The sequence below is a fragment of the Acinetobacter qingfengensis genome (genome assembly GCF_008693185.1).
Classification (GTDB): Bacteria; Pseudomonadota; Gammaproteobacteria; order Pseudomonadales; family Moraxellaceae; genus Acinetobacter; species Acinetobacter qingfengensis.
Genome location: NZ_VXKN01000002.1, coordinates 1 through 23,673, shown reverse-complemented (window position 1 = coordinate 23,673; position 23,673 = coordinate 1). Strand labels below are relative to the sequence as shown.

Below are 23,673 nucleotides of genomic sequence, written 5' to 3'. Positions count from 1 at the left end.
GAAAAATTGCTTTCCACTTCACATACTTTTTCAATAATCATTTTTATTTCTTGAATATTGAGTTCAGTTTCATTCTTACCCAATAGCATAATATCTTGGGATCTGATACTAAGGCTTGTCCCATAACATCCATCTGATGATACCCACCTGGACCTTCACAGAAAGTGACATCATAAGCTGGAGCTAATTTCCAACTTCCATCTTTAACACACTATGTTATTGTGCTAATTTAGCAATTTTTGCCCAACCATCTTGATCAAGTTGAAGCCTAATTTGTTTAGATCTATGTCTTAAGATTAGGTTTACAAATTTACTGATTTGAGTATGTTCTTTCATCTTCGAATATTTACGATTCTACATTTACTTTGATTTGAAAAAGATTTTTATTCAGCTCGATAAATTCGATATCACATTCAATAAACTTTTCAATCATGCTAGCCTGAGTACGAGTATGTTCACTAATATATTGTGCTGTAAACTCACCACCTTGGCCCAATGCTAAAGGTAATAGCAGTTGATCGGCTAAATACTCATCCACTGCTGCACTAGATTCCATATATTGCTTAACCTGCTCAGCTAAATGATTGGCAATTTGTTCTGCACTTTTTCGTATTTCACCTAAGGATGTAAATAGTTGAGTGTGATTTTCACACTCAACTTTGACATAAACGGTATTTCCTTGACTAATGCCATTTAAATGGAATTGATGCTGAGTATCCAGTTTCAGTCTTTTATTTAAAGTTGCCAATTCCCGCTGTACGATTTGCGCCTTTTCTGAAAGATTTAACACGGCTGCAAAAGCCCCAATACTTTGCAAAGCACCACAATCTAATAGATTTAGCCTATTTCGATGTTGCCATGGCTGAATTTTGATGTAAATTTCACCTGCGCCAATAGGAAAGAAACCTGCTTTGTTTAACTTAAATTCAGTGTCTATCCCAAGTTTTTTTAAAGCAGGCAAAAAACATTGTTCAATAAAATCCGCTGTTGGTGCAAGCGGGTTATGTGTGCCACCAGAGATCGTGAGTTCACTGGCTTGATTTTGTAATAACAAAGCAGGCAATAGGGTTTGCAAAACCAGTGTTGTGCTTCCTGCAGAACCAATTTGGAATTGGTATTTTCCGCTTTGTACATGCTGTGGCGCAAAGTATAGACGTTGGCTATGTAGTTCAGCACCCTGAACATAAGCTTGGCTAATCTGTTGGGATGCCTGTACACAGACTAAGTGCTGACGCATTAAACCTGGTTTTTTACGACCAGCACGAATATTGATTAATTCAAATGCTTGACCTCTAATCATCGAAAGAGCAAGGGCAGTTCTTAAAATTTGCCCACCGCCTTCACCTTGTGAACCATCAATCTGGATGGTTGCTGGCATATTTTTTGCCAAAGCCTTATTCAAATCTATTTTCCTTATTTTCTAATTAAATGGACATACTGTCAGTACATGGTCATGCAAAGTCACATGTTACTTTGCTGTTTGCAAAGATTTACTAGATACATGGTGCTGAGCCTAATCAGTGAAGATTGCTGCACGGCTCACATGCATTCATAGTCGCCTGAATTATTTTTAATCCCTCAGATCGGAGTAACGCAGGATCTTGTACTCGCCCAGTATGCCCAAACTGTGATTGTGAACCAAATTCATAAAATTAGGTTCACAAAATCTGTTGTCTATTCAACCAAATCAATTTGCCAGTTTGCAGCCTGAATTTTGATGTTTAAGTCACGAAGTTTTGCGCTGATATCATCGGCTTGTTTTTGCAAATTAGAAACAGGGATAACCTTCTTCCATTTAATCTCACGCGAGCTATAACGATCAGGTTCACGATGGGTATTGGCAATCGCATCAATGAGAATCTTATGCTGCTCAGCATAACTATCACGTAAGCTTAATAGAGATAGCAAAATTTTGCCGTCTTCCAACTTTGCTTGTGCATTGGTCAAATGGATACGACAAATTAGTTGATTGCTTTCTTGGGTTAAAGCAAACACCTGTTTGATCAGTTCATTTGGATCTTCACTCGGTTCATCACCATCTTGTACCAATACATTGGCGTTGATCCGTTGTTTTAATGAAGCGAGCTTTTTTTGTTGATCGCTTCGCAGTAAAAGTGCTTCTGCAAGTTTCATTTTTTATCTCTCTTTTCGATGGCTACACGTGCACTTTCAGGTAATAAATTATAAAGCTCATCAACTTCTTTAGGTTTCGTGATCATTTCTTCAATAATGAAGTTAATCATTTTAAAAAGTACTTCTGCAATTTCGGGAGTGTCATCAATGTTTATTTCACCAGGATGGACGGCATTGTTTCCAATTACTCGACAATAGTCTAAGGCTTGTTGAATTTTTGTTGGCAGACCTTTAGAAACTAAAGATTTAATATCTTCATTGATATTATTGCCTTTTTCACCAAGTTCAGACATAAGTTGTTGAATTGCTAAACGTAGTAAAGCAGTTGCACCACGTGGTGATTTATAAAAAATTGATAATGCTTCATCAAAATAACTTTTGATGTTATTTGGCAAATCAGAATGAGGAATAACAATCGGTTGCTGTTCAGGAAAAATCATTTTTTCATTTTTCCAAATCGAAATGTTTTGGCATTTAACGCATTGACAACAATCTGTATCTTTAAGGTCATAATATTGACTCCATTGCATAAATTTAGTTGGATGCCACCTTTGTTCTGTATATACATTACAAAATACGCAATGAAATTGTGTTTCTTTAAATTTTGCAGGGAAATAGTTGTTCATAAATCAGCCCTTAATGATTAATTTTCCAAGTGTATAGGAAAAAAGGAATTAATTACCCTTTCACACACACTACTTGTCGTAAGGTGTACACGACTTCCACCAAGTCTTTTTGTGCATTCATCACATCTTCAATCGGTTTATAAGCTGATGGAATTTCATCAATCACCGCTTCATCTTTACGACATTCCACACCTTCAGTCTGTGCAATCTGATCTTCCACTGTGAATCGACGTTTGGCTTCAGCACGGCTCATCACGCGACCTGCGCCATGCGAACATGAGCAGAATGACTCCTGATTCCCCAGACCGCGAACAATAAAGGATTTGGCACCCATTGAACCTGGGATAATTCCATATTGTCCAAGTTTGGCACTTACAGCACCTTTACGAGTAACCATCACTTCTTCGCCATAATGTTCTTCCTTTTCCACATAATTATGGTGGCAGTTCACGGCTTCTAATTTTGCATTAAATGATTTTGGGATAATCGTTGCTAAAGCTTTAATTGCGGACTGCATCATGATTTCACGGTTTTTCATCGCGAAACGTTGTGCCCAACCTACAGCAAACCAATAATCATCAAAATGCTCAGTTCCTTCAACTAAATAAGCCAAGTCTTTATTTGGTAAGTTAATAAAGTGCTTTTGCATATCTTTACGCGCAAGTTCGATAAAATGATTACCAATGGCATTCCCCACACCGCGAGAACCTGAGTGCAACATAATCCAAACGTGATCGTGTTCATCCAAACAGATTTCTACAAAGTGATTTCCTGTTCCTAAAGTTCCCAATTGTTTACGGTTATTGGTATTTTTTAGGCGAGGGTGCTTGGTACAAATCAATTCAAAATCTGCTACCAAATCCACCCAAGCTTGATCAACCATTTCAGTTGGGGTTTCCCAAGACCCACGATCTCGTCCACGGCCTTTTGTCATTCCATGTGGAATTAAACGTTCAAGCTCAGTACGTAAACCATGTAAATTATCTGGTAAATCTGACGCGGTTAAGCTAGTACGAGTCGCCATCATTCCACAGCCGATATCCACACCTACCGCAGCAGGGATAATCGCCCCTTTGGTTGGAATCACGCTACCGATGGTTGCACCTAGGCCAAAGTGCACATCTGGCATCACTGCCATCCATTTATAGATAAAAGGCATTTGCGCTGTTTGCAGCAATTGTTGTTTAGAGTTGTCATCAACAATTACGCCTTTGGTCCACATTTTTACAGGCATACTCTTTTCATTTTGTAGAACCTGATAAGCACGTTGTTGTTGCTCTTGTTCAAATTGAGCTTGTTGGTTGATTTGTTCAACGACAGACATTTTCACTTTCCTCTCAAAGCCTGCCTGCCAAGCGGTTACAGGCAGGTGATATTCACAATATCCCAATGATGTTGGGCATTTATACTATTGCAGTGAATGTGCCAACTTTTAAAATCAATGCACCATATTTTATAATACATTGAAAAATAAAAAATAATTCTACTTTTACTCTGATTTTTAAAATAACCATGACGTATATCGATTGTTATTAAATATAATTTAAGATATATTTTTATCTAATTTTATATAAAATTATTTAGATGAATAAGCGCAATGTAATCATTGGTTTTGTCGGTTCAACTCTAGATCAAGGAAAGCGTCCTGATCGTTGGCAGCGTTGGCGCCCAACCTTGAGCCTTTTAATGCATGAAGATCTTATGGTAGATGAACTGGTTCTACTACATGATCGACAACACTACAATTTAGTGAAATTTATTAAGGAAGACGCCAAAGATTTGTCGCCGTCAACTATAGTATCGGGTCATCGAGTGAGTATCCGTGATCCATGGGATTTTGCTGAAGTTTATGGTGCATTGTATGATTTTGTAAAAAGCTATGTCTTTGATACTGAAAAAAATAATTATCTGTTACATATCACCACAGGTACACACGTTGCTCAAATCTGTTGGTATCTTCTTGTCGATGCTAATTATTTACCTGCCAAACTAATTCAAAGTGCACCAAATCAGCATAAAACATCAGAAGGTGAATATCGCATTATTGATTTGGATTTATCTCGATATGATGTTTTAAAGCAACGTTTTGAGGATGAACAACAACACAATTGGCAACAACTCAAAGCCAATATTTCTACTCATAATCCGGATTTTAATCAGCTGATTAGCGAAGTTGAATTGGTTGCAACACGCTCAAGTGCGCCAATTTTAATTATGGGAAAAACTGGTGTTGGAAAATCTCATTTAGCCAAACAAATCTTTCAATTGAAAAAAGATAAATTTCATTTGAGTGGACGCTTTATTGATGTGAACTGTGCAACTTTACGTGGTGACAGTGCTATGTCGAGCTTGTTTGGCCATATCAAAGGGGCATTTACAGGAGCTGCAACTTCACGTTCAGGATTATTAAAAAGCGCTGATCAAGGTATTTTATTTTTAGATGAAATTGGCGAGCTTGGACTGGATGAACAGGCGATGTTGCTTAAGGCACTCGAAGATAAATCTTTTTTCCCAGTCGGAAGCGATAAGGAAGTCCAGGCAGATTTTCAATTGATTGCAGGGACAAATAAAGATCTAAGAATCGAAGTACAAGCTGGGCATTTTCGTGAGGATTTATGGGCACGATTGAATACATGGACATTCTTTTTACCCAATCTAAAAGATCGAATCGAAGATATTGCTCCAAATATTGAATTTGAATTACAACGCTTTGCGACAAATCATCAACGACAATTGCGCTTTCACCGTGATGCATTCGATGTATATTTGAAATTTGCCAAATCTAAAGAGGCAATTTGGCAAGGGAATTTTCGTGATTTAACCGCTAGTGTGACACGGTTAGCAACTTTATCGAGTGGTGAGCTGATTCGCTCGGAAACGGTGGAAAAAGAAATTCAGCGTTTAAAGCAGTTGTGGTCAATTCAAACCACACAAAATCAATCTAAGGAAGTGGATATTTTACTCAAGTATTTAGATCAAACGCAGCTTAATGAGATGGATGAATTTGACCAGATTCAACTGCGTGGAGTTCTTCAAGTCTGTGAAAATGCCAAGTCGATGGCAGATGCTGGACGGCAGCTTTTTGCAGCTTCGCGCCAACAGCGTAATACCACCAATGATAGTGATCGAGTCAAAAAGTATCTGAATAAATTTGGTTTAAACTGGGATAGGTTTCACTCGACATTTTGAGCAGACTTAGTGTGTTTGGAAAGTTGAGTATCTTGTTTTTCGATAAGCACGAATAAAATCTCAAATTAGGGCGTATCCTCATTTGAAGAATTAGTTTTAAAGACTAAAAATAATCTTTTAAACTATTTTTATTTCTATATTTTTCAATGGTACGTATTCTTGTATAAACATACCACCTATTCTTGTTCCCACCATACCAGTCACTCTTGGTAATATACACATGAAGCAACTCCTATTGAATAACTTATAACATTGTACTAAAATAAGTACATATATTTGTACTTATGGAAGGTGTATAAATGAAAGTTGTTACTTATTCTGATTTAAGAAAGAATCTAGCAAATGTATTAGATGGTGTTATTGATGACCATTCACCTGTACTTGTTACTAGACAAAATAACCAAACAGCCGTATTGATTAGCCTAGATGATTTCAATGCCTATGAAGAAACGGCTCATCTACTTAAAAGCCCTGCGAATGCGAAAAGATTACGTGATTCAATTGCTCAGATTGAAACGGGTAGAATATATAACCATGAGCTGATTGAAGAATGATTTTAAGTTGGACGAATGAGGCTTGGGAAGATTACTTATACTGGCAATATACAGACAAACAAACACTTAAAAGAATCAATACACTTATCAAAGACATCAAACGATCACCATTTGATGGTATTGGTAAACCTGAACCACTTAAGCATGACTTATCAGGATATTGGTCAAGACGAATTGACAAGGAAAATCGCATTGTTTACAAGGCTACACCTGATTTAATTATTATAGCTATGTGTCGTTATCATTATGATTAAACAAAAAATAAAGGCTCATAGTGAATGCATGAGCCTTTATTGTGTTATCTTAATTTGCCGTCAAGACAAAATTATTATAGCCAGTATGTGTTTCTCTATCAATCTCTACTGACCACTGTTTTAATTGCTATAAAGAAAAGTGGTATAGCACGAACAAGAATGACTTTGTTGCATAAATATGAGTTCAGTAGCAAAATTCATTCTTCATTTGATTTATGCAACAAAGCCTATCTAGTAAGATTAATCACCCCAAACAACATTGGTCTTAATCTCTTATCAGCAGGGGAACTATTTATATAGAGATCCACAGCGGTGAAGAACGTAAGCCTCCAGTGAACCACCACTTTCGCTAAAGATTCCATGCCCCGATAGTGTCCACTAACAACTCAATGGACACCTATTTATGAATTTACAGACAGTTATACATGAGGAACAACGTTCCACAAGACCCCGTAGAACCTTCACCACTGAATTTAAACAACACCTTATCGAACTTTGCCAACAGCCAGACACATCGGTGGCTAAGGTAGCAATGCAACATCAGGTCAATGCCAATCTGCTACATAAATGGATTCGTCAGTCCAGATCAATAGTTCCTGCATTAAAAAGCTTGCCCAGTCCACAGCACGACTTCCTTCCTGTCATTCTTCATCCGAATCCAGTCAAATAAGAAGCACTTCCACCACCTGTGCCAGAGAAGAAAACTGTCGCTTATATCAGCATTCCACTACATGGGGAACAACACTCCGCAAGACATCAGATGATCGAAATCGAATGGCCAGTGGAATCAGCAACTGAATTACTGTGTCTGCTTCAGGGCTTGGTCAAATGATCCGCATCGATGAAATCTGGCTTGCGACCCAGCCGATGGATATGCGTGCAGGGATGGATACTGCCATGGCACAGGTCATGAAAGCCTTTGGTTCAATCAAACCTCACTGTGCATATCTGTTCTGTAATAAGCGTGGCCATCGTATGAAAGTGCTGGTACATGATGGACTGGGCATCTGGCTGTGTGCCCAGCGTCTGGAACAGGGCAAATTTCACTGGGCTCAACTTCATCAGGGTGAAACAGTCGCCCTCAACTCGGAACAATTACAGGCATTAATTCAAGGTTTACCTTGGTAGCGTATTGGATTGGAGAAAGTCGTCACTATGCTCTAAACCAAGCTGATGGCTTCTGCTATTCTCCAAACGTTTTATATCATTGTATTCATGATCTCAGGCATACTATGGTCATGAATACGATGCCTGATTTAAGCCAACTCACCCATGAACAACTACTGGAATTTACCAGACAGTTGGCGATGCAGCATCACAAACTAGCAGAAGATAAACAACAATTAGAACAAACAAATCAACAACTCGATTCTAAAGTCCAGCATCTTTCAGTACTCAATAAAAAATATGAGTATGAATTAGCACTATTTAAAAAACATAAATTCGGTTGCAAAAAATGAACATCTCACTGCAAAGCAAATCCATCTTTGGGATGAGGCAGTTGAAGAAGATATTGCTGCGGTTGAGCTAGAATTAGAGCGCCTGAATGCAGATGACGCCAATGCTTTAACAGCAAAGAACAAAGCAAATAAACCTAAACGTCGCCCATTACCAGATCACTTACCTACGATTCGTATCGATCATGAACCTGCATCAACCCAATGTACTTGTGGTTGTCAGCTACGTCGTATCGGTGAAGATATTAGTGAAAAGTTAAATTTCTGTATTAGTTCAGACTTAATCTGACACAGGACTTGAAAAAGTAGAAGTTACCGATTTTGATTAAAGGTGTCGAATCTCAATCAATAAAGGTAACTTCTCATGTTGCATACTAACAATCAAATCATCAAACACAAAGTCGGTCTGCTGAATTTATCAGAGGAACTTCAGAATGTATCCAAGGCTTGTAAAGTCATGGGAGTATCTAGAGATACCTTCTATCGTTATCAAGAGCTTGCCAGTACAGGCAATATAGATGCACTCATCAACCAGAGTCGCAGAACTCCAAATTTTAAAAACCGAGTTGATGAGCAAACAGAACAAGCTGTTATTGATTTTGCAATCCAATATCCAGCTTATGGTCAACATCGAACTAGTAATGAGCTACGTCAGATTGGAATCTTCGTATCACCACAAACCAATGGCATTTGTGAAAGATTCCATAAGACAATATTGCAAGAGTTCTATCAAATCACTTTTAGGAAGAAGCTTTATAGTTCGTTAGAAGAATTACAGTTTGATCTAGACGATTGGCTGAAATTCTATAATACTGTTCGAACCCATCAGGGTAAGGTGTGCAATGGTAGAACGCCATTTGCAACATTACTCGATGGAAAACATATTTGGGCTGAAAAGAATTTAGCTCAATTTAACCTGACAGCCTTAAGCAAACATTGGTAACTGTCAGATCAGGTTTGAGCTAGTACAAATTTGAAAGAATCAATAGAATAATTCCATCTAGAATTCCTAAGTAAAAAGTACTTTGACACTTTTAGTCTTTTTCTGGTCACTTTTAGTCACTTTTTTCTAATCAACTGGAAAGAGCTTGACTTTTTTAAAGTTTTTAAATTGTAGAATTTCTATGTTTTTCTTATTTAAATAGTTGAAAATACTATAAAAAAGACCTTATCATTTGATAAGGTCTTTTAAAATCTTGGAGCGGGAAACGAGACTCGAACTCGCGACCCCAACCTTGGCAAGGTTGTGCTCTACCAACTGAGCTATTCCCGCATTTTGTGTTGCACATTATAATTGACTTATTGTTTAGGTCAATAATTTTTGAGCAACACTTTTTTGATTGATTAATTAATCAGCACGACGCCATGTGGTTCCTTGTCTGGAATCTTCCAGTACGATACCTTGTTCTAATAAATTTTGTCGAATTTGATCTGCCTGAGCAAAGTTTTTGGCTTTTTTGGCATCGGCACGTGCCTGAATTTGTGCTTCAATTTCGGTTTCATTTAAAACCAATGCATCTTGACCAACATCACATTGCAAAAACTCTTCAGTATCATATTGAACAATAGCTAAAATTTGATTAAGTGTCTGTAATGTTGCATAGGCATTTGCTGCAATTTGCCATTCATTCTCTTTAATCGCTCGATTGGTTTCACGGCTCAATTCAAAGAGAATAGAAAGTGCTTCAGGTGTGTTAAAGTCATCAGACATTGCATTAATAAATCGTTGATAGCTTTCTGATGATGTTATTTTCTCTGTTTTTATTGAAACCAAAATTTGTTTGACTTCATCTGATTGTTGTACATTTTTAGCTGTTTGATAAAAACGGGTCAGTGCATTTTTGGCTTCTTTCAGGGCAGCATCAGAGAAATTGATTGGGCTACGATAATGAGAAGCCATGATGAAATAACGAATGACTTCTGGATGAAATTTTTCCATCACATCACGAATGGTAAAGAAATTACCGAGTGATTTAGACATTTTTTCACCGTCAACATTTACAAAACCCACATGCATCCAATAGTTGACATATTGTTCACCTGTTGCACCTTCACTTTGCGCAATTTCATTTTCATGGTGAGGGAAAATTAAATCACCACCACCACCGTGGATATCGAAATGATTACCCAGACAGCAAGTGGACATAGCCGAGCATTCAATATGCCAGCCGGGGCGACCTTGTCCCCATGGAGATTTCCAGTAGGGTTCGGAGGGTTTTGCTGCTTTCCAGAGTACAAAATCAAAAGGATTTCTTTTCTCAACATCTACATCGACACGTTCACTGGCACCTGCTTGCATATCTTCCAGTTTACGGCCAGATAATCGCCCATATTTATTGAATTTTTCCACTTCAAAATATACATCGCCATTTTTGGCTGGATAGGCGACACCATTATTGATGAGTTTACCAATCATATTTTGCATTTGTGGAATAAATTCGGTTGCTCGTGGGGACAGGTCAGGATCAAGACAGCCCAATGCATGTGCATCGTCATTCATTGCCTGAATAAAACGGTCTGTAAGCTGGTTGATACTTTCATTATTTTCATTGGCACGTGTAATAATTTTATCGTCAATGTCAGTGATATTACGCACATATTTGACGTTCCAGCCTTGACTGCGCAAAAAGCGAATCATGTAGTCAAATGCTACCATGACGCGAGCATGTCCAATATGACAGTAGTCATAAACTGTCATACCACAGACATACATATCAATATGACCTGCCTGACGGGGTTGAAACTGGACTTTTTGGCGCTGTTCTGAGTTATAAAGGACAAAAGAATGCATGTTCACTAACAAATCATAAAAAACAATAAAGGAAATCATAACGGATTAAATAGATTTCACAACTATTTGCATGATTTTTATCGTGATGAAACATAGGCTGACATATTTAAACAATCAATATGCTACACTTACACCATATTTTTGGCTAAAACTTACGTCATTTTTCAGGACATTGAATATGCCCAATCAGACCACAGCAACCGGTTTCATTACAAGTGCGCTTGAAACTATACAAATTGAACAGCATGCGTTAGAAATTTTGTCACAGCAAATTGATGAGCGTTTTACACAGGCATGTGAAATTATTTTGCAATGCAAGGGACGTGTTGTGGTCACAGGTATGGGAAAATCCGGACATATTGGACGCAAAATGGCAGCCACATTTGCATCGACTGGAACACCATCATTTTTTATGCATCCAGGTGAAGCTGGGCATGGTGATTTGGGGATGCTGGTGCGTGGAGATGTTCTAATTGCAATCTCCAATTCAGGTAAAAGTGATGAAATCATGATGCTCATGCCATTGATCAAACATTTGGGTGTGCCATTGATTACCATCACTGGTAATGCGAATGGGCCGATGCCAAAAAATGCCGATATTGCATTAACCTTGGGACATTTACAAGAAGCTTGTCCATTAGGTTTGGCACCAACCTCCACAACAACTGCAACACTTGTATTGGGTGATGCTATTGCCGTAGCATTGCTTGAAGCTAGAGGGTTTACAGCAGATGATTTTGCACGTTCCCATCCTGCGGGGACACTGGGTAAACGTTTGTTGTTACATGTAGAAAATTTAATGCATGATGATCAGGATATTCCCAAAGTGCATCCTGATACACCACTAAATGAAGTGTTATATGAAATTAGCGATAAACGATTAGGGATGACTACAATTGTTGATGATCAGAATGTTTTATTGGGAATTTTTACTGATGGGGATTTGCGGCGTTTATTGAATAAGGGGCAAAATTTTGATGTAAAAGTGCCTGTATCTCAAGTGATGATTAAAAATCCGGTTACGATTCAAGCAGGTTTACGTGCAGTAGAAGCTTTAGAATTACTTAGAGAGAAAAAAATCAATCAATTTGTAGTGGTTGATCAGGAAAATAAAGTCGTAGGCGTAATTAGTATGCATGATTTGATCAGTGCGGGGGTTTAAGATGTCTTCTTATATCTTATTAGAAAAAGCACGACATATACAGGCGTTGGTGTTAGATGTTGACGGTATTCTCAGTGATGGTTTTGTTACATTGACAAATAGTGGTGATGAGATTAAATCTTTTGATATTCGTGATGGATTAGGCATGAAGCTGGTGCAAAAAACTGGTGTGAAAGTGGCGATTATTACGGGTAGAAAAAGTAATATTGTCGAAAAACGTATGACAGATTTAGGTGTTGATTTAATATTTCAGGGACGTGAAGACAAAGGTGTTGCTTTGCGTGAAGCTTGTGCGCAATTGGGTTTATTACCAGAAGATTGTATCTATATGGGCGATGACTGGCCTGATCTTTCTGCATTTGCAATTGCCGGCATGAAAGTGACTGTACCTAATGGCCATGTCGAAGTACGGCGCCGTGCTGATTTGGTTACACAAGCCTACGGTGGACGTGGAGCAGTCAGAGAAGTATGTGATTTATTGTTACAGGCAAAAGATCAATACGATAATTTACTTGAACAATACACCCAGATTCCCCATTAATTCTGGATACATTTCAGGAAGCATAAACTATGGATACCCGACTACTTTATAGTATTGCATTGGCTTTTGTGACCGTAGTCGGTGGTTTTTACTATTTTAGTGGTAAAAGTAAAAAACTGGATACCGCTGCTAATCAGAATATGAATTCTACAGCGACCAATATTCATGTCACTCAAACTCGTGGTGATGGACAGCTCTATGCTAAAGCTCAGGCAAATCATCTGACACAGGCGATGCAGAGTGGGCGTACCGAGATTGATCGCTTACAGGGTGAATTGTTTGAAAATGGCAAAACCAGCGCTACATTCTTTGCGAATAAAGGGATTGCCAATAACGATTATCAAGATGTACAGCTGGTGGGTAATGTAACTTTGAATAAAGTTTCTGATGATAAAACACCGAATATTACCTTTAAAACGGATCAATTATCAGGAAATACCAAAACCAATCAAATTGAAACAAACAGTCCTGTTCAGGTACAAAGTCCTCAGGCACAGTTTACCAGTCAAGGCTTAAAAGGTAATTTAAGTACAGGCTATTATGAATTTTTCACTATTCGAGGTAAGTATGATCCAGCTTCTAGATAAAAAATTGACACGGGGAATACTCGCTACACTTTTGTTGACAGGTGGTCTTTCACTTAGCTCACAGATATATGCTATTCCCAGTGATCGTAATCAACCCATTACGCTGGAAGCGGATCGCGCAACATTTAATGAAAAAACTGGTGTGACGACTTATACAGGAAATGTAGTGATTCAACAAGGTACATTGAAAGTTCAGGCAGCTTCAATTGTTGCACATTTAAATGCTAATAATAAAATTCAGTCTGTCGTTGCACAAGGTTCTCCTGCAAAATTTCAGCAGCAACTGGATACCAAGGGTGGAATCGCCAGAGGTGAAGGGCGTAACATCAATTACAATGCAGAAACGGGCATTATTAAATTGTCTGGAAATGCTTTCTTAACACAAAATGGCGCAACTTTTCGTGGTGAAAATTTAACTTATAGCATGAGCAAAGGTGACATCGAAGCCAATGGTGGAAACAAAGGGCGTATCCAGATTGTTATTCCACCATCAGCACAACAAAATATGAAAGGGGTGCGTGACTAATGTCTGAAACTGCAATACAAACCCTATGTATTCAGCATCTGGCTAAAAATTATAGTAAACGCTGGGTGGTAAAAGATGTTTCCTTTGAAATACAAAGTGGACAAATTGTTGGCTTGTTGGGACCGAATGGTGCAGGTAAAACCACCAGTTTTTATATGGTTGTCGGACTAGTACGGATGGATAAAGGTGCGATTCATCTGGATAAACTGGATTTATCGCATTTATCTATGCATGAGCGGGCACGTAAAGGTATTGGTTATTTACCACAAGAAGCATCAATTTTTCGGAAATTAACCATTGGTGAAAACATCATGGCAATTCTGGAAACACGAAAGGATTTAAACAAACAACAACGTCAGGCACGTCTGGATGAGTTGTTAAATGATTTTAAAATTACCCATATTCGTGATTCACTAGGGATGAGCGTATCTGGTGGTGAGCGTCGCCGTGCTGAAATTGCTCGTGCTTTAGCTGCCGACCCTAAATTTATGTTACTGGATGAGCCTTTTGCAGGAGTTGATCCAATTTCTGTTGGTGATATTAAAGACATCATCAAAACATTGAAAAAACGTGATATTGGCGTACTCATCACTGATCACAATGTACGTGAGACCCTTGCAATTTGCGAAAAGGCTTATATCGTATCCGAAGGTAGCGTGATTGCTGAAGGTACACCAGACGATATTTTAAATAATGAAACGGTGCGTAAAGTTTATCTGGGTAATGACTTTAAAGTTTAAATCATGCTTTGCATTAATACGTAAACAGCAATAATTGCACACACTGCACCACAAAGTTTATTTGTGGTGACTTTTTCTTTAAAGATAAATATTGCAGCAAGCATACCGAAAACTACAACCAAAATATTCATGCCAGCAAAAACCACACTTGGATTGTCTTTTAATTGTTGGTGTGCCTGAAGATACAAAGCAATATTGGCAAAATTAAATAAACCTAGCAATAATCCTGCGATCACATTGTGCCAGTGCCATTTGCAGCGCCGTAATATATTAAATATCAACATGAGAATTGTGGAGAGCATAAAAATTGCAGTTAAACTGGCTGAAAATTTAAGCCCTAAACTTGCAGTATATTTAAATAATAAATCAATGACTGCATATCCAATCCAGACACTAATTAAACTGACCGGAATGGTTGTTTTAGTTTCAACAGTATTTTTTTGACCGATTAGCATAAAAATAACCGCAATTACTCCCAAAATAATTCCTGTAATTTTTAAAATAGAAAAATATTCCTGATAAATTAATGCAGAAATTAAAATGGTTAATACTACAGAAATACGCTGTGCAATTTCTGTTTTCATCAATCCGGCATCTTGTAAAGAACGATCCAGACACCAAAACACACCGGGTAATAAAATGCCTAATACGATAATCAACCACCATGGAGAATGTAAATTCAAACTACTGAAATCGGGTTGTAACCATAGATAAGCTAAGATACTAGCACTTACATAATTAAATGTTAGAATTTGATAGATATCTAAATTTTTTTGTTTATATAGTTTTAATGCAATGGAAACAGACACACTAAACAGTGCCGCAATCACAATATAAAGCATGATGATCCGTGAAAAGAATAAAACACAGAGCCAATATAATCGAAAAAAAATAGCCTGAACAGGATCAAATCAGCCATTTTTTATTGGACATAAAAAAGAGCGACCTGAACAGGCCACTCTCCTTATCTATTTGGATTAAATCTCTTAGATTTTACCAACTAGATCGATAGATGGTGCAAGAGTTGAGTCACCTTCTTTCCATTTTGCAGGGCAAACTTCACCTGGATGAGCTGCAACATATTGAGCTGCTTTAACTTTACGAAGTAATTCTTGAGCATCACGACCAATACCACCAGCATTGATTTCAACGATCTGAATTTTACCTTCTGGATCAATAACAAAAGTACCACGATCTGCAAGACCATCAGCTTCAATTAATACATCGAAATTTTTAGAAAGAACCCAAGTTGGATCGCCAATTAATGGGTATTGAACTTTTTTGATGGCATCTGAATGATCGTGCCAAGCTTTGTGAGTGAAGTGAGTATCTGTAGATACACCATAAACTTCAACACCTAATTTTTTGAATTCTTCGTAGTTATCAGCTAAATCTTCAAGTTCTGTTGGACATACGAAAGTGAAGTCAGCTGGATAGAAAAATACAACAGACCATTTACCTTTAAGATCTGCTTCAGTAACTTCAACAAAGTCACCGTTATGAAATGCTGTTGCTTTAAATGGTTTAACTTCAGTATTAATTAAGCTCATTGCGATTCTCCATTGAAATGAGTAAGTGTTTAACTTCGAGATTAAGAATAGTCTATTTTTCTTAATTGGTGAAACAGAAATTTTATATACAATTAATCGGAAAATTAAATTAAGATCAATTGTACACTTTCCTTAAAAGTTATCTTAACATCATGACAATCTGATGATGAGATTTAAAATGATTGATACACACAATCATGCTGAACTATACATCAAGGTGAATTTTATATTTTCAAGTCTAAGTTAAAAATATTGATATCTTATGTGTAAATTACGAACAATTTTCTAAAAACTTACTTAATTTTAATTTAAAGTAAAATGGTAATGATTTGTATTATTAGCTACTATGCTAGAATTTACAACTATCTAGCAGATTTAATGAAAATCATGACATCATCCGATATGATCGCCAATTTGTATAAAGATCATTATTCATGGCTTTATCATTGGTTGCGCAAAACTTTAAGCTCTAAAGATCGGGCAGAAGATGTTTTGCAGGATACTTTTATCAAGATTATACAAAGTAAAGATATTTTAAATATTCAAAAACCGCAGAATTATATTTATTCAACAGCTAAACGAATTATTATTGATCAAAGTCGTCGACAAAAAATTGAGCAAGCTTATCTGGATTATCTGACTCAATTTGTAGATGAGTCATATCAACCTTCTCCAGAGCAGGCTGTATTGGCGATAGAAACACTCGATCAAATGGCGGTTGTACTAGATTCACTGGAACAGCGTGCCAGACAAATTTTACTGATGCATTATATGGATGGACTCAAGCAAAGTGAGATTGCAGAAATTTTGCAAATATCCGTAAAAACCGTGCAACGGGATTTGGTAAAAGGCTTGTTACATTGCCATCAAAGCAATATTTTTTAAGTGTCGATCGAAAATGTCACAACAGCATTCTAACGAAATCAATGAACTATTATTAGAGCAAGCCTCTGAGTGGTTAGTCATATTAAGTAGCGATGAATGTACAGAAAACGATCGACAGGCCTTTAAGCAATGGCAACAGCAAAGTCCGCAGCATCAGGCAGCGGCCAAACGTATGCAGACAATGGTGGATAATTTAACGCAACTTACTCATCCACAGAATCAGATTCTACCAAGCAAAATTATTCGGGATGCACTGGATGATCAAACAAAATTTGAGTTTGAACCGCCGCATTTTATCATTGCTTTATTGGCATTATTTACCATAACACTGGCATGGTACTTATTACCAATCCAATACTGGATGGCTGACAGTAAGTCTAGTTATGATGGATGGCGTAACGAAAAATTAACTGATCATAGTGATATTAGAATTAGTGGACACAGCGCCTATAACCTGCATTTTGACCAACAACAGCGAGTAGTAGAGCTACTCGATGGAAATATTTTGGTTGATGTTGCCAAAGATGCTAAAAGACCATTTGTAGTCAAAACAAAATATGCTGCCATTACTGCACTGGGCACTCGTTTTATGATTAATCAAACAGATGGGCAAACCATATTGACCATGCTGGAATCTAAAGTCAAAGTTGAAACAGCACAACAGGTACAATTGATTTATGCGGGGCAACAAGCTGTGATCGATGTCTCTGGCAAAATATCAGTGAAAAATATTGCGCCTACACTGATGGAACAGGCATGGAATAAACAAAGTCTGGCTGTAGAAGAAATGCCACTAGATCAAGTTTTGGGTATTTTGCAAAGTTATCATCGCAGTAAACTGTATTATGATAAAAAACAATTACATTCATTCCGAGTAACCGCAGTTTTACCTTTAAATGACCAACAAAAATCTCTAAATTTATTACAGGATAGTTTACCAATACAAATTAATGACTCAATTCCATGGGTAATATATATAAATAAAAAAGATTAAAATCAATATTATATGAAATTTTATTAAATAAATGTCTTAAAAGCTGCACGTTGTCCGTCTATAGCATGTCACAAACAACTTTTGTTAATGATAATCTTTCATAGAAAATTGGAGTAACTATGGACAACTTTATTTTGGGGCAGACATCATCTGGCACAGTACAAAAAGCGACAATATTAAAACCATTGGTCATGAGTATACATCTAGCATTATGTGCAGGTGCGTTATTGTATAGTGCAAGTGTTCAGGCTGATTCTGCTACAGCTATGCATTATCAGGTCGCTAGGGGTACTCTTGGACAAGCATTAAGTGAATTTTCCCTACAATCGGGGATTCAAATCTCAATTGAAGCAGATTTAGTCAGTGGATTGCAAAGTCAAGGGTTGGCTGGCGTTTATCCTATAGATGAAGGGTTTAGAAAATTATTGCAGGACACAGGATTACAGGCAGTCCAGACCAAGAATGGCTATATCCTGGTAAAACAACAAATTAAACAAAATAACCAGCCAAAATATATTGGAGAATTAAAACAAATTGATGTTCAGGCACAGGGAAATTCACGTGATGTAGTAGTAGGACAACTACCTGCAATTACTGTAGATGCCATTGAAAGTGGCAGTGCCAAGGATAGCTATTTAGTTAAAAAAATTACAGGGGTAGGTCCTTGGGGGGAACGTAGTTTACAGGACACACCATACTCAATAACAGTGATACCAAAAGAATTAATAGAAAATGTACAAGCCAATGATATGGCAAAAATTTTTAAAATGAATCCAATAACACAAGATGGTGGAGATCAATGGAGTGGAAATTACTATACGGTTATACGAGGTTTTTCTTCAAATAATGCTGTCATCAATGGTTTGGCATTAGCAGATTGGTATAGTTTCACCACAATGGAAGATTTGGAAAAAGTAGAAACAATTAGTGGAGCAACAGGATTCTTGTATGGTGGTGGACGTGTAGGAGGGGCAGTAAATTACGTTACTAAAAAACCAACACTCGATAATCAAAGAATTATCAAAGTAGGTAATTATGGCGGTGATCAATATTATGTACATTTGGATTTAAGTGGGCAGATAGACAAAGAGAATATTTTTGGATATCGAATGAATGCGCTGTATCAGGATGGTGATTCTGTTGTTGATGTTGGAAAAAAACAAAAATTTATTAGTGTTACTTTAGATTATAAGCCAACAGATAATTTTTACATGGATTTAAATTATGCGCATAGAGATATGACAAGAAACGGTCAAAAAATTCCTATTAATGTCACAACAAATACCGTTCGTCCAAAAATTGATACTAGTAAAAGTTATTCACCTGACTGGACATCTACAGATGAAAAAAATGATCGACTAATGAGCAGTTTAAAATGGAATATTAATGATACCTTTACATTAAGAGGGGCTTTATTGTATGAAAAATCTAATCGAGCAATTGGTGTAGGACCACTTGCTTACACCAGAGCAGATGGTTTATACGATGTTTATCTATATAAATATCCTGATCAGGGCCAAGAGATTAAGAATTTATCAGGAGGAGTATATTTAGACAGTCGGTTTGAAGCTTTTGGTATTCAACATCTTTTAACCACAGGATATTCTGAAAATTATAATAAATATTTCAGAACAAGAAATTGGGCTATCTATGAGACTTTGCCAGCAGTAACTTTGAAACAGATAAAAGATGCGTTCTATCCAACAGGAACGATTGCAAATAGTGCAATGCTACCAATGTATAAAACACAATATAAAAATATACTTATTGGCGATGATATTACTTTTAACGATCAATGGAGTGCTTTGGTTGGTTTTAACTATGCTACGATCGTCCAAACCACTTACAGTAGTGGTGTAAAACAGCCTGCTTATGATAAATCTAAATTAACACCAACTTTATCATTTATGTATAAGCCATTTAAAGCATTAACAACCTATGTCACTTATATGGAAAGTTTAGAACAAGGGACAATTGTTGATGATACATATTCAAATTCAGGTGAAATTTTAGATCCGTTGGTGAGCAAACAATATGAAGCTGGAATAAAATATAGTCTGTTAAATGAAAAACTATTATTAACCAGTGCATTATTTAGAATAGAAAAGGCAAATCAATATTCAGATAATGTAATGCCAATGCCAAAATATGTTCAGGATGGTAAGGAGATTCACCAAGGATTAGAACTAACCTTTACAGGTAAAGTGACAGAAAATTTAACTATTATGGGAGGAGGTACATGGATGGATCTAAGTATAGAAAAAACTAATGATGCTGAGCTTGAAGGTAAAAAACCAACCAATGCTGCCTCAAAAATGGCAAAAATCTATGCAGAATATAATATCCCTTTGATTGATGGTTTAACAGTCACAGGTGGTGTCTATTATACTGGTGAGAAGTATGGCAATAGTGCCAATACAGATAAGATTCCCGCCTATACTTTATTGGATATTGGTGCAAGATTGATAACTAAAATTGCTCAATATCCAACAACATTTAATTTAACTTTATCTAATTTAACAGGAAAAGATTATTGGGCAAGTAGTACCTATTTAGGTGACCCGCGAACAATTGCATTTTCTGTAAAAACACAGTTTTAAATTTTAGTTTTTTATTGAGATTGATAAATAGCATCCTGACGGTTAAATCATCAATTTAGCTTGAAGGATGCTAACAATTCAATTAGATGGTAAATCGAGTATAATTCTGGTACTTATTGATACGACAAAAAATTTCAGTAGATGCGATTTGAAATCCCAAATCTTTTGCCTGTTGCAATGCAATATCTTTATTCTCAGGCTCAATAGAGCCCCACAAATAAATATCTGCATTGGTTTCAGGGAATTGCCATCCCAACAGACTTAATTTATTTATAGCTTCTTTGGGAAGCTCATCAAAATATTATCGAAGTTCCTATTTTTTATTTACATAATTAAAATTGTAAATTTAATGAATGTAGTTTGTAGTGAAAATTTGTACAAGGTGGAATTTTAAAAATATTTCCCCAAAACTTAAATAAGATGTTAGATACCATCTTACAAATCAACAAGTATTTTCTTCAGAATTAACAAAATTTAATCTATAAGGCTGCTGATGTTTAAGTACACCAAATGCAATATGAACTAATTTTCGCATTGCAGCACACAAAGCAGACATTTTAGCTTTACCTCTTGAAAGCAAACAATCATATACGTTCTTAATATGAGGATTGAAACGTATAGCAACTACAGCAGCCATATAAAGCTTAGCCCTAACCTTAGAGGAACCATTTCTAGATATCCTAGACGGACCCCTAACAGATGAACCAGATTGACGCTGCACAGGAATAAGACCACAAAATGAAGCAGCCTGACCAGCAGATATAAAATTTTTAGAAAATAATATAATCATAACCAATGCAGTACGCTTGCCAATTGCCGGTATTGTTTCAAGTAATTGCAAATTCTTCTTTAAAATCATATCATCACTAATGACAGTATCAATACTACTGTCTATGAATTCAATACGCTTTTCAAGATTTACAATATCATCGCAAATAATTTCAATTATCTTTAAGCTAGTATTATTACATTTAGCCTGATCTAAACGATTTTTTTCACGATTTAATTCATTAGAATAAGCATCACGCCTTAACATTAATTGTTTTAATAATCTAAGATTTTCTGAATCAGGTTTCCACAATGTATACTTTGCAAGCTCTCCATACTTTACCAAAACTTGAGCATCAACTTCGTCAGTTTTGGTTAAAACAGCAATACCTTGAGCAAATTTTCTAACTCGAGCAGGATTAGCAACACAAACCTTAATATTTTCAGAGTACAAATAATAAGCTAAATTTTCATGATAAATAGAAGTCGCTTCCATTACGACAATTAAATCTAAAACATCAATTTTAAACTTAGAAAACCATTCTATTAATTTAATAAATCCAGAACGATTATTATCAAATATTTTAGCTTTTCTTTTATTATCTATAAATATACAACAATCAAACTTATTCTTAGATATATCAACACCTAGATATTGCATAAAATATTCTACCTTTATACTTATGAAACCGTTCACACCACTAAGCTTGTTAATACAACATCATATAAATATGTGTTTAGATACCATTCAGTTTTAATAATGTGAAAAGAGTAGATTATGGTTTTATCTAACATCCAAATTTAATTTAGCACTTTGAGAAACTCATAATCTACAGTTGTAATAGCGAATTACAACAAATCAATTATAGCATTTATAATCATGATGTCATTGAGTATTTAATAAAAAGCAGTAATCAGAGTAGACTAAACTGTCATCAGATTGCACTACTACGCTCGTAGACACTCGCTAAATATACCAGATTACATGAGCAAGGAATTTACGATAGTTAATCGACATACTCGCTTTGTTAGCGAGTATGTGAAAATCAAAGATTTTCAAAGTAAATAACTTTAAATCTCTTTGCCTCCAGTTGCTGCTGTTGATAAAACTTCAAATTCTTCTGTATTAATAATGCCCAAATCCAATAAACACATTAAATAACCACAATTCATATACATATGTGGTAAAGGTTCAGGCTTAGAAAATGATTCAACAATAAATTGTCTTATAACATCCAAAATTTCATCTTTACTTTTATCTTTTAAAAAACCATCAGACATCCCAACACCCCAGCAATAAAAACATGTTGACAGCATACGAAAAAAAGCGATCAAGTACAAACATTTATAATTGCCGTTTTTTCTTTAATGCTTTTAATCTCAAACGCATTGCTGAAAACTTATCTTCATAAGTTGTATATCTACCTTTCCAGAGATAGAGATAAGAGCCATCTTTTAATTGAATTCTACTCGGACGCCTAAAAGCATCGCCAAGATCGAAAAGTATACGTGATAAGTGACCCGAAAAAAATGCACCACAGATACAGCCGATTACAAATGCATTAAATGCTAAAAACATAAGTGCATTTGCCAAAGAATTTAAATCATTCATATTCATTTAAACACCTCCATAGTTATGTAATTGAACTTGATCAGAAACTAGTGGTTTCTGAATTTGCTGTACACGTTGCTGATCATTGTAAATCTGATTTTTTTCTATCGTTTCTGATGACTGATCTTGTTGAGTTGATTGATTATTTTGCTGTTGAACCTGGATCTGCGGATCTCGAAAGGGATTAAACGGACGTTCACCATTTTCAATGACTTTTCTACAATCTGACTGCGATATTTCTAGACGCGTTGCTTGCTGAGTATAGCCATAATATTTGCCATTAAACTTTACACATCCTGCAAATTGTGGCATCTCTTTAACAGTATATTGATAATTAACTTGTGTTAAATCAAATGGCTTTGACGCATCATATTTGACAACTTGTGCATTTTGTCCGCCAATTATACTGCCATTACTATTTTTTAAATTATTAAACCATTGTACACATTCTGGTTTTTCTACATTTTCTGCTTTACGACATTCAAAATCAGCATTAAATGCCTGATTATTATTTTGAGAGTTTACTCCGGGTTTATTTGTTGTATTTGTATGATTTTGTTGATCTTTAGCTATAGCCTGAGGTTCTTGTGTTGTTGTTTTATCTGACATTCCCCACATGAACATAGCAAATCCCGCTGTACCAAAAAGCGCAAGCGGAATTAAGCCAGCAGGCAACCGTTTTTCATGCGTGTTTATTGTGGTTG

25 protein-coding genes, 1 tRNA gene and 2 pseudogenes are annotated in these 23,673 nt (G+C 36.3%); 15 read left to right on the top strand and 13 right to left on the bottom strand.

All coding sequences use genetic code 11. The annotated features are described in order from the left end of the window. Positions 1-216: 216 nt before the first annotated feature. The 5 genes from F4V57_RS02720 to F4V57_RS02700 form a co-directional block, all read right to left on the bottom strand. The gene (locus F4V57_RS02720) at positions 217-336 is read right to left on the bottom strand and encodes an RNA 2'-phosphotransferase (protein ID WP_141729247.1); all 120 of its coding nucleotides are present in this window, start codon (positions 334-336) and stop codon (positions 217-219) included. 10 nt (positions 337-346) lie between these two features. Further along, entirely contained in the window at positions 347-1,402 is a 1,056-nt protein-coding gene (gene rtcA / locus F4V57_RS02715; protein WP_070070101.1) for an RNA 3'-terminal phosphate cyclase, read from the bottom strand. Between the two features lie 272 nt (positions 1,403-1,674). Next, on the bottom strand, positions 1,675-2,133 hold the full coding sequence (locus F4V57_RS02710) for a DIP1984 family protein (protein ID WP_070070100.1): 459 nt from the start codon (positions 2,131-2,133) through the stop codon (positions 1,675-1,677). Next, positions 2,130-2,573, bottom strand: coding sequence for a DUF4145 domain-containing protein (locus F4V57_RS02705; RefSeq protein ID WP_205634529.1), 444 nt, complete (start codon positions 2,571-2,573; stop codon positions 2,130-2,132). The genes F4V57_RS02710 and F4V57_RS02705 overlap by 4 nt, the downstream gene beginning before the upstream one ends. Before the next feature lie 238 nt (positions 2,574-2,811). After that, on the bottom strand, positions 2,812-4,083 hold the full coding sequence (locus F4V57_RS02700; protein WP_070070098.1) for an RtcB family protein: 1,272 nt from the start codon (positions 4,081-4,083) through the stop codon (positions 2,812-2,814). 260 nt (positions 4,084-4,343) lie between these two features. On the opposite strand from F4V57_RS02700, the gene rtcR reads away from it, so the two are divergent. The 7 genes and pseudogenes from rtcR (at position 4,344) to F4V57_RS02665 (ending at position 9,156) form a co-directional block, all read left to right on the top strand. Then, the gene (gene rtcR / locus F4V57_RS02695) at positions 4,344-5,948 is read left to right on the top strand and encodes an RNA repair transcriptional activator RtcR (RefSeq protein WP_070070097.1); all 1,605 of its coding nucleotides are present in this window, start codon (positions 4,344-4,346) and stop codon (positions 5,946-5,948) included. A 299-nt stretch (positions 5,949-6,247) separates the two neighbouring features. Continuing rightward, positions 6,248-6,502 (top strand): type II toxin-antitoxin system Phd/YefM family antitoxin, encoded by a 255-nt coding sequence (locus F4V57_RS02690; protein ID WP_070070096.1) that lies wholly within the window; start codon positions 6,248-6,250, stop codon positions 6,500-6,502. Then, positions 6,499-6,756 (top strand): Txe/YoeB family addiction module toxin, encoded by a 258-nt coding sequence (locus tag F4V57_RS02685; RefSeq protein ID WP_070070095.1) that lies wholly within the window; start codon positions 6,499-6,501, stop codon positions 6,754-6,756. Before F4V57_RS02690 ends, F4V57_RS02685 begins: the two co-directional genes overlap by 4 nt. A 403-nt stretch (positions 6,757-7,159) precedes the next feature. Further along, positions 7,160-7,426, top strand: coding sequence for a transposase (locus F4V57_RS02680; protein ID WP_081409223.1), 267 nt, complete (start codon positions 7,160-7,162; stop codon positions 7,424-7,426). A gap of 158 nt (positions 7,427-7,584) precedes the next feature. Then, complete coding sequence (gene tnpB / locus F4V57_RS02675) at positions 7,585-7,884, top strand: IS66 family insertion sequence element accessory protein TnpB (protein ID WP_070070094.1); 300 nt, start codon at positions 7,585-7,587, stop codon at positions 7,882-7,884. Between the two features lie 110 nt (positions 7,885-7,994). Further along, positions 7,995-8,478 (top strand): annotated as a pseudogene (locus tag F4V57_RS02670) (IS66 family transposase); the annotation flags it as partial. A gap of 99 nt (positions 8,479-8,577) precedes the next feature. Beyond that, the gene (locus F4V57_RS02665) at positions 8,578-9,156 is read left to right on the top strand and encodes a helix-turn-helix domain-containing protein (protein WP_070070092.1); all 579 of its coding nucleotides are present in this window, start codon (positions 8,578-8,580) and stop codon (positions 9,154-9,156) included. A 254-nt stretch (positions 9,157-9,410) separates the two neighbouring features. On the opposite strand, the gene F4V57_RS02660 is transcribed toward F4V57_RS02665, so the two are convergent. Continuing rightward, positions 9,411-9,486: transfer RNA gene (locus tag F4V57_RS02660), tRNA-Gly, on the bottom strand. Between the two features lie 75 nt (positions 9,487-9,561). Then, the gene (gene cysS / locus F4V57_RS02655) at positions 9,562-11,004 is read right to left on the bottom strand and encodes a cysteine--tRNA ligase (protein ID WP_070070091.1); all 1,443 of its coding nucleotides are present in this window, start codon (positions 11,002-11,004) and stop codon (positions 9,562-9,564) included. A gap of 178 nt (positions 11,005-11,182) precedes the next feature. On the opposite strand from cysS, the gene F4V57_RS02650 reads away from it, so the two are divergent. From F4V57_RS02650 to lptB, 5 genes are read left to right on the top strand one after another with little or no spacing between them, the layout of a single operon-like run. Continuing rightward, positions 11,183-12,166, top strand: coding sequence for a KpsF/GutQ family sugar-phosphate isomerase (locus tag F4V57_RS02650; protein WP_070070090.1), 984 nt, complete (start codon positions 11,183-11,185; stop codon positions 12,164-12,166). A gap of 1 nt (position 12,167) precedes the next feature. After that, complete coding sequence (locus tag F4V57_RS02645) at positions 12,168-12,707, top strand: KdsC family phosphatase (protein ID WP_070070089.1); 540 nt, start codon at positions 12,168-12,170, stop codon at positions 12,705-12,707. A gap of 29 nt (positions 12,708-12,736) precedes the next feature. Continuing rightward, the gene (gene lptC, locus F4V57_RS02640; RefSeq protein ID WP_070070088.1) at positions 12,737-13,294 is read left to right on the top strand and encodes an LPS export ABC transporter periplasmic protein LptC; all 558 of its coding nucleotides are present in this window, start codon (positions 12,737-12,739) and stop codon (positions 13,292-13,294) included. Continuing rightward, complete coding sequence (gene lptA / locus F4V57_RS02635; protein WP_070070087.1) at positions 13,275-13,820, top strand: lipopolysaccharide transport periplasmic protein LptA; 546 nt, start codon at positions 13,275-13,277, stop codon at positions 13,818-13,820. The genes lptC and lptA overlap by 20 nt, the downstream gene beginning before the upstream one ends. After that, on the top strand, positions 13,820-14,560 hold the full coding sequence (gene lptB, locus F4V57_RS02630; RefSeq protein ID WP_070070086.1) for an LPS export ABC transporter ATP-binding protein: 741 nt from the start codon (positions 13,820-13,822) through the stop codon (positions 14,558-14,560). The genes lptA and lptB overlap by 1 nt, the downstream gene beginning before the upstream one ends. Here the strand turns inward: lptB and F4V57_RS02625 are convergent. Beyond that, positions 14,557-15,402 carry a DMT family transporter gene (locus F4V57_RS02625; protein ID WP_070070085.1) on the bottom strand — a complete coding sequence of 282 codons (846 nt, stop codon included), beginning with the start codon at positions 15,400-15,402 and terminating at the stop codon, positions 14,557-14,559. The genes lptB and F4V57_RS02625 overlap by 4 nt on opposite strands. A gap of 144 nt (positions 15,403-15,546) precedes the next feature. Continuing rightward, a complete protein-coding gene (gene ahpC / locus F4V57_RS02620; RefSeq protein WP_070070084.1) occupies positions 15,547-16,110 on the bottom strand; it encodes an alkyl hydroperoxide reductase subunit C in 564 nt (187 codons plus the stop codon). Between the two features lie 387 nt (positions 16,111-16,497). Between ahpC and F4V57_RS02615 the strand changes: the two genes are divergently transcribed. From F4V57_RS02615 to F4V57_RS02605, 3 genes are all read left to right on the top strand, one after another. Further along, on the top strand, positions 16,498-16,995 hold the full coding sequence (locus F4V57_RS02615; protein WP_070070102.1) for a sigma-70 family RNA polymerase sigma factor: 498 nt from the start codon (positions 16,498-16,500) through the stop codon (positions 16,993-16,995). Between the two features lie 13 nt (positions 16,996-17,008). Beyond that, positions 17,009-17,989 (top strand): FecR family protein, encoded by a 981-nt coding sequence (locus F4V57_RS02610; protein ID WP_070070083.1) that lies wholly within the window; start codon positions 17,009-17,011, stop codon positions 17,987-17,989. Between the two features lie 119 nt (positions 17,990-18,108). Continuing rightward, positions 18,109-20,589, top strand: coding sequence for a TonB-dependent siderophore receptor (locus F4V57_RS02605; protein WP_070070082.1), 2,481 nt, complete (start codon positions 18,109-18,111; stop codon positions 20,587-20,589). Between the two features lie 442 nt (positions 20,590-21,031). Here the strand turns inward: F4V57_RS02605 and F4V57_RS02600 are convergent, their stop codons facing one another. The 4 genes and pseudogenes from F4V57_RS02600 to F4V57_RS14735 form a co-directional block, all read right to left on the bottom strand. Then, positions 21,032-22,018, bottom strand: a complete 987-nt coding sequence (locus F4V57_RS02600; protein ID WP_070070081.1) for an IS110 family transposase — start codon at positions 22,016-22,018, stop codon at positions 21,032-21,034. A 410-nt stretch (positions 22,019-22,428) separates the two neighbouring features. Continuing rightward, on the bottom strand, positions 22,429-22,638 hold the full coding sequence (locus F4V57_RS02595) for a hypothetical protein (protein ID WP_070070080.1): 210 nt from the start codon (positions 22,636-22,638) through the stop codon (positions 22,429-22,431). 64 nt (positions 22,639-22,702) lie between these two features. After that, positions 22,703-22,975 (bottom strand): hypothetical protein, encoded by a 273-nt coding sequence (locus tag F4V57_RS02590; protein ID WP_150330536.1) that lies wholly within the window; start codon positions 22,973-22,975, stop codon positions 22,703-22,705. Further along, positions 22,976-23,673 (bottom strand): annotated as a pseudogene (locus tag F4V57_RS14735) (hypothetical protein); the annotation flags it as partial.

What these genes read in the sequence shown, in the direction of transcription:
- F4V57_RS02720 (WP_141729247.1), bottom strand. Translation starts at nt 336, where the DNA reads ATGAAAGAACATACTCAAATCAGTAAATTTGTAAACCTAATCTTAAGA.
- F4V57_RS02710 (WP_070070100.1), bottom strand. Translation starts at nt 2,133, where the DNA reads ATGAAACTTGCAGAAGCACTTTTACTGCGAAGCGATCAACAAAAAAAG.
- F4V57_RS02705 (WP_205634529.1), bottom strand. Translation starts at nt 2,573, where the DNA reads ATGATTTTTCCTGAACAGCAACCGATTGTTATTCCTCATTCTGATTTG.
- F4V57_RS02700 (WP_070070098.1), bottom strand. Translation starts at nt 4,083, where the DNA reads ATGTCTGTCGTTGAACAAATCAACCAACAAGCTCAATTTGAACAAGAG.
- rtcR (WP_070070097.1), top strand. Translation starts at nt 4,344, where the DNA reads ATGAATAAGCGCAATGTAATCATTGGTTTTGTCGGTTCAACTCTAGAT.
- F4V57_RS02690 (WP_070070096.1), top strand. Translation starts at nt 6,248, where the DNA reads ATGAAAGTTGTTACTTATTCTGATTTAAGAAAGAATCTAGCAAATGTA.
- F4V57_RS02685 (WP_070070095.1), top strand. Translation starts at nt 6,499, where the DNA reads ATGATTTTAAGTTGGACGAATGAGGCTTGGGAAGATTACTTATACTGG.
- F4V57_RS02680 (WP_081409223.1), top strand. Translation starts at nt 7,160, where the DNA reads ATGAATTTACAGACAGTTATACATGAGGAACAACGTTCCACAAGACCC.
- tnpB (WP_070070094.1), top strand. Translation starts at nt 7,585, where the DNA reads ATGATCCGCATCGATGAAATCTGGCTTGCGACCCAGCCGATGGATATG.
- F4V57_RS02665 (WP_070070092.1), top strand. Translation starts at nt 8,578, where the DNA reads ATGTTGCATACTAACAATCAAATCATCAAACACAAAGTCGGTCTGCTG.
- cysS (WP_070070091.1), bottom strand. Translation starts at nt 11,004, where the DNA reads ATGCATTCTTTTGTCCTTTATAACTCAGAACAGCGCCAAAAAGTCCAG.
- F4V57_RS02650 (WP_070070090.1), top strand. Translation starts at nt 11,183, where the DNA reads ATGCCCAATCAGACCACAGCAACCGGTTTCATTACAAGTGCGCTTGAA.
- F4V57_RS02645 (WP_070070089.1), top strand. Translation starts at nt 12,168, where the DNA reads ATGTCTTCTTATATCTTATTAGAAAAAGCACGACATATACAGGCGTTG.
- lptC (WP_070070088.1), top strand. Translation starts at nt 12,737, where the DNA reads ATGGATACCCGACTACTTTATAGTATTGCATTGGCTTTTGTGACCGTA.
- lptA (WP_070070087.1), top strand. Translation starts at nt 13,275, where the DNA reads ATGATCCAGCTTCTAGATAAAAAATTGACACGGGGAATACTCGCTACA.
- lptB (WP_070070086.1), top strand. Translation starts at nt 13,820, where the DNA reads ATGTCTGAAACTGCAATACAAACCCTATGTATTCAGCATCTGGCTAAA.
- F4V57_RS02625 (WP_070070085.1), bottom strand. Translation starts at nt 15,402, where the DNA reads ATGCTTTATATTGTGATTGCGGCACTGTTTAGTGTGTCTGTTTCCATT.
- ahpC (WP_070070084.1), bottom strand. Translation starts at nt 16,110, where the DNA reads ATGAGCTTAATTAATACTGAAGTTAAACCATTTAAAGCAACAGCATTT.
- F4V57_RS02615 (WP_070070102.1), top strand. Translation starts at nt 16,498, where the DNA reads ATGACATCATCCGATATGATCGCCAATTTGTATAAAGATCATTATTCA.
- F4V57_RS02610 (WP_070070083.1), top strand. Translation starts at nt 17,009, where the DNA reads ATGTCACAACAGCATTCTAACGAAATCAATGAACTATTATTAGAGCAA.
- F4V57_RS02605 (WP_070070082.1), top strand. Translation starts at nt 18,109, where the DNA reads ATGGACAACTTTATTTTGGGGCAGACATCATCTGGCACAGTACAAAAA.
- F4V57_RS02600 (WP_070070081.1), bottom strand. Translation starts at nt 22,018, where the DNA reads ATGCAATATCTAGGTGTTGATATATCTAAGAATAAGTTTGATTGTTGT.
- F4V57_RS02595 (WP_070070080.1), bottom strand. Translation starts at nt 22,638, where the DNA reads ATGTCTGATGGTTTTTTAAAAGATAAAAGTAAAGATGAAATTTTGGAT.
- F4V57_RS02590 (WP_150330536.1), bottom strand. Translation starts at nt 22,975, where the DNA reads ATGAATATGAATGATTTAAATTCTTTGGCAAATGCACTTATGTTTTTA.